Source organism: Alkalibacterium indicireducens (assembly GCF_039522005.1).
In the GTDB taxonomy this organism is placed as follows: domain Bacteria; phylum Bacillota; class Bacilli; order Lactobacillales; family Carnobacteriaceae_A; genus Alkalibacterium; species Alkalibacterium indicireducens.
Map to the genome: position 1 here is coordinate 1 of NZ_BAAADA010000010.1, position 5,213 is coordinate 5,213.

Sequence of the window (5,213 nt, forward strand, 5' to 3'; positions counted from 1 at the left end):
ATGGGGATTGAATTGTAGTTGCTTTTCTTGTAAAGTTGACATTGAGCACACCTCTTGTTTTTGTTGTTTTGGTCGACTTTACAATAACATAGAGTGTGCTCTTTTTGTATATTTTTTTCTTCACCCAACGGGTGAAGAAGGAATAGATTGATAAACCTTATCAAAGCGGGATAAATGCCTGTTCTGACAAGGTACTATGAATTATTCAGGTAGTGTATACTGAAATGGTCAGGGCGAGTCAAATAATGACTAGCCCAGTGTACTTGTAACTAGGGAGGACTGACAATGAGAGGCATAGACATTGCCAGAATTTGCGATATATCTACCAGCACGTTGAAACACTATGAAGAGTGGGGACTAGTTCCAGAGATTCCAAGAACTGAAAGTGGGTATCGTCAATACTCAGATACTCACCTTAGTTATTTCAAAAGCATAGTCAAGTTGAATATCGGATACGGAATGGGGTTAGTCAAGGAAATCATGCCTCTGATACAGCAGAAGGAGTTTCTAAAGGCGCTCTGGATAGTTAACGCTTCACAGGCTGATCTTCAGAAAGAAAGAATTCAAGCTGAACAGGTCATTACTATGCTGGAAACAGAAGAGGTAGAATGGATCGATCAGATGAAACATCAGAATGTGACCTATACTATCGGAGAAGTTGCTGAAATAGCGGGAGTAAGAACATCTGGCATACGTCACTGGGAAAAAGAGCAGTTAATCATACCTACACGTGATTCAAGAAGCGGGTACCGTCTGTACACTCAAGCAGAAATAAAGCGTGTCATGATTATAAGAACGGTATCGCGAGCAGCAGGGTCATTGGATATTGTCAGGGAAGTACTTGAAGGGACAGATGCTGAGAATCTTAGACGTACAAAGGAACTGGCAGTTGAATCACTGACTTATATCGATCAGTCACTCATTGCCGGCATGAAAGCTATAGCGGAACTGACATTGCTGATTGACAGCCTGGCAGAACCTGGTGATGAGTGGACGGCTGAGAACTTAGGAAGCTATGCGTACTTCAGATAATAGGGCGCAGAGGAGACAGGAGAGCAGGATGTTTCCTGACAAAAATCGATGGAAAAGATGAAGGGGTAAAAAGCGATAATCCAATCGCAGTTCGGATAGGTTCGACCTATAAAGCATTACTTAAATATGATATGATAAAGTCATGTTTGATAAATTGCAAAGGAGCTAAACTATGACTACTGCAGTAGTAAAAATTCACGAGCTAGTAGATGCGATGGACGATATCACCGTTGTCGTCGGAGAAGAGCATCTAGATAGAGAAATCACAATCAGTGATCTGTCCCGTCCGGCCCTTGAGCTGACAGGCTATTTCAGCTTTTATCCACAGAATAGAATACAGCTGCTAGGAAAAACTGAATTGTCGTTTACAGAGCGTATGACAAGTGATGAGCGTTATATTATCATGAAGAGAATGTGCCAGGCAGATACACCAGCATTCCTAGTGTCGAGAAATCAAGAACCGCCGCAGGAACTGATCAAGGCAGCTGAAGAAAAGGGTATCCCAGTTCTGTTATCTAAACGGTCAACAACCAGACTGTCTTCAAATGTGACGAATTTCCTGGAAGAAAGACTGGCCGAGCGCATTTCTCAGCATGGTGTGCTAGTCGACATCTACGGGATGGGTGTTCTGATAATCGGAGACTCCGGAATAGGAAAATCTGAAACGGCACTTGAACTGATCCAGCGGGGGCATCGCCTCGTTGCAGATGACAGAGTCGAGCTATATATGATGGATGAGCGCCGGATCATAGGAGAACCACCTGAAATCTTAAGACATCTGATCGAAATCAGAGGGATCGGTGTTATCGATGTAGTGAATCTGTTTGGTGTAGGATCGATCCGTTCCAAGAAAACAGTAGATCTGGTCATCAATCTGGAACATTGGGACAAGAACCGCCAGTATGATCGTCTGGGACACAATCTTGACAATATGCGTTTCTTTAACGTCGACATTCCAAAACTGTCTATTCCAGTAAAAGTTGGACGTAACCTGTCCATCATTATTGAAATAGCTACGATGAATATTCGTGCTAAAGAAATGGGTTATGATGCGACCAAAACCTTTGAAACAAACTTGAATAATCTGATCCAGCAGAACACTATGGATAATCAGCAGAATAATTAATGGAGGAAATTGTATGAACAGTATTATAAGTAGCATAGATCCTATCGCATTTCGTCTCGGCCCATTAGAAGTGGCCTGGTACGGCATTATCATTGTGACGGGGATGTTTGCGGCAGTCTGGCTGAGCATGAAAGAATCGGGTAGAAGAGGCATCGAAGAAGATTTTATTGTCGATATGGCCTTCTGGATCATTCCTGCCGGTATAATTGGAGCACGGTTGTATTATGTGCTATTCGAACTTCAGACCTACCTCGCCGATCCAATCAGGATCTTTTACTTCTGGGAAGGTGGACTTGCTATATATGGCGGTCTGATTCTCGGTTTTATTACACTATACTGGTACGCGAACAAGCGGAACGTTCCTTTATGGCTGCTGGTTGATATTCTCGCCCCTCACGTTATGCTAGCACAGGCAATCGGCCGCTGGGGCAATTTCATCAACCAGGAGGCTCACGGAACAGAAGTCACACGACAGTTTCTGGAAAGGCTGCAGCTTCCTGATTTTATCATTAACCAGATGAACATCGACGGCAGTTACTATCACCCGACGTTCCTTTATGAGTCCGTCTGGAATCTGATCGGCTTTGCCATTCTTATGACTCTGCGAGCTAAAACGAAACTGTTCAGACGTGGAGAAGTGTTCTTCAGCTACCTCATATGGTACGGATTCGGTCGTTTCTTTATCGAAGGACTGCGTACAGACAGTTTATATATTGGTGGAGGACTGAGAGGGTCACAAGTACTTTCACTTGTGCTGTTCGTTGTCGGTATTGGACTGATCATCTACAGAAGATTATATGTCTACCCGACACCGCCTTATTATACGGTCGGTATCGAACCTGAAAAGATATTTGAAGAGAAGCGCCGGAAATATGAGAAAAGTAAGAAGTAAGTCATGAGTGAGGAGAGAAATCAGTGAACAAGACGATTGCTGTACTAGGAGCAGGATCCTGGGGAAGTGCCCTGGCTACTGTCCTCTTTGAGAACGGACATGACGTCAGACTCTGGACAAGAGACCCTCATCAGGCAGAAGAAATTACCAGAAACCATACAAATAAACACTACCTTCCAGAATTCACCTTTCCTGAAGGAGTGACGGCTAGCACTAACCTGAAAGAAGTGATATCAGATGCAGATATCATTCTGTTTGTCATTCCGACAAAGGGAATCCGACAGACTGCACAACAGATCAATTCGCTTCTTGACCATCAAGTGACGGTGGTCCATGCTTCAAAAGGACTCGAGGCCGAAACACATAAACGTATATCGACCATACTTGAAGAAGAGATTGAGCCTGACAGGATGACCGGGATTGTAGCCCTGTCCGGTCCCAGCCATGCAGAGGAAGTCGTAGCGAAAGATCTGACGACTATTACGGCCGCCTCTGAAAATATAGAAGCAGCCCGACTGACTCAGAATATATTTTTAAATGATTACTTCAGGGTTTACACAAATGAAGACATCATAGGTGTAGAAATTGGCGCTGCCTTAAAGAATATTATTGCGTTGGGCGCCGGTGTAATCGCGGGTCTGGGTTATGGCGATAATGCCAAGGCTGGTTTAGTCACGCGAGGGCTTGCTGAAATAAGTAGATTAGGTCTGGAGCTTGGTGCGGATCCACTAACATTTATGGGGTTAAGCGGGGTGGGAGATCTCATCGTTACCTGTACGAGCCCGCATTCCAGAAACTGGCGGGCAGGCTATCAGATCGGTAAAGGCAAAAAGGTGGAAACAATTCTTGATGAAATGGGCATGGTTGTTGAAGGAATATCCACCACCAAGGCAGCATATGAACTGGCTCAAGAGTTCAATATTGAAATGCCGATCACGGAGGCTATTTATAACGTCGTTTACAATGACTCTGATGTGAAATATGTTATACTTAATTTAATGAAGCGTGAAGGAAAGTCTGAATAAACTAATGTTGAAAGCGCGTATACTTAAGATAAGAAGGAGTAGAGAACTATGCAGAAAGTAAGAAAAGCCATTATTCCAGCAGCAGGATACGGCACACGGTTTTTACCTGCTACAAAGGCTATGCCTAAAGAAATGATTCCGATCGTGGACAAACCGACGATTCAGTTTATCGTAGAGGAAGCCATCGCATCTGGTATTGAAGATATTCTGATTATTACGGGAAAACTGAAGCGTCCGATCGAAGATCACTTTGATTCAAATCCGGAGTTGGAAGAGAACCTTCGGGCAAAAGGAAAAGACGAACTGCTTGAACTAGTCGAAGAGACAACGGGTCTGAACCTGTATTTCGCCAGACAGGCGTATCCTCTGGGGCTGGGTCATGCGGTCCTTCAGGCGAAAGCTTTTGTAGGGAACGAACCTTTTGTCATCATGCTGGGAGACGACGTCATGGCTGACGAAGTGCCTTTGACTAAGCAGCTGATCGAGGGATATGAGAAGACTCATGCCTCAAACATTGCTGTAATGAAAGTGCCGCATGAAGAAACGTCCAGTTACGGCATCATCGATCCTGAAGCTGAGGCAGGGGAAGGCTTATACAACGTACGCAAGTTTGTTGAAAAACCTGATCCGGATGAAGCCCCTAGTGATTTGGCGATTATCGGCCGTTATCTGATGACTCCGGAGATTTTTGACATTCTTGAAAATCTTGAGCCTGGAAAAGGTGGAGAAATCCAGCTTACGGATGCGATTGACATATTAAACAAAACACAGCGGGTGTTTGCCAAGGAATTCAAAGGTGAGCGTTACGATGTCGGAGACAAGTTCGGCTTCCTGAAAACAACAATTCAATACGGTTTGAAACACCCTCAAGTGAAAGACAACTTGAGGCAATATATTGTGGATCTTGCTAAATACCTGGAAAATGGAAACGTTGAAAATAAAATGGATGCAGAAGCTCATGAACTTGAGCATGCAAAAGAGTAGAGCAGACAGAAGACGATAGCAGAAGTCAGGCTCCTTTTATAGTGAACAGAAGAGCTGTAGCTGTTTATTATAAGGGGAGTTTTATTTGAATTTACCCAAAATTTTATGATTTCCTGAACGGTGACAAAAGCCCGAGGTATACACATGTGGAAAA

The 5,213-nt window shown here is 43.9% G+C and carries 5 protein-coding genes; all 5 read left to right on the forward strand.

Annotated features, from left to right (window positions below; all coding sequences use genetic code 11):
• Nucleotides 1-285: 285 nt before the first annotated feature.
• The 5 genes from ABFX15_RS00695 (at nucleotide 286) to galU (ending at nucleotide 5,059) form a co-directional block, all read left to right on the forward strand.
• Nucleotides 286-1,032 carry a MerR family transcriptional regulator gene (locus ABFX15_RS00695; RefSeq protein WP_346023644.1) on the forward strand — a complete coding sequence of 249 codons (747 nt, stop codon included), beginning with the start codon at nucleotides 286-288 and terminating at the stop codon, nucleotides 1,030-1,032.
• A gap of 172 nt (nucleotides 1,033-1,204) precedes the next feature.
• Nucleotides 1,205-2,158 carry an HPr(Ser) kinase/phosphatase gene (gene hprK / locus ABFX15_RS00700; protein WP_346023645.1) on the forward strand — a complete coding sequence of 318 codons (954 nt, stop codon included), beginning with the start codon at nucleotides 1,205-1,207 and terminating at the stop codon, nucleotides 2,156-2,158.
• Nucleotides 2,159-2,171: 13 nt separating this feature from the next.
• On the forward strand, nucleotides 2,172-3,050 hold the full coding sequence (gene lgt / locus ABFX15_RS00705) for a prolipoprotein diacylglyceryl transferase (RefSeq protein ID WP_346023646.1): 879 nt from the start codon (nucleotides 2,172-2,174) through the stop codon (nucleotides 3,048-3,050).
• Nucleotides 3,051-3,073: 23 nt separating this feature from the next.
• Nucleotides 3,074-4,075: an NAD(P)H-dependent glycerol-3-phosphate dehydrogenase gene (locus ABFX15_RS00710; RefSeq protein ID WP_346023647.1), complete on the forward strand. Its 1,002-nt coding sequence runs from the start codon at nucleotides 3,074-3,076 to the stop codon at nucleotides 4,073-4,075.
• Nucleotides 4,076-4,123: 48 nt separating this feature from the next.
• Nucleotides 4,124-5,059, forward strand: a complete 936-nt coding sequence (gene galU, locus ABFX15_RS00715) for a UTP--glucose-1-phosphate uridylyltransferase GalU (RefSeq protein ID WP_346023648.1) — start codon at nucleotides 4,124-4,126, stop codon at nucleotides 5,057-5,059.
• Nucleotides 5,060-5,213 lie beyond the last annotated feature (154 nt).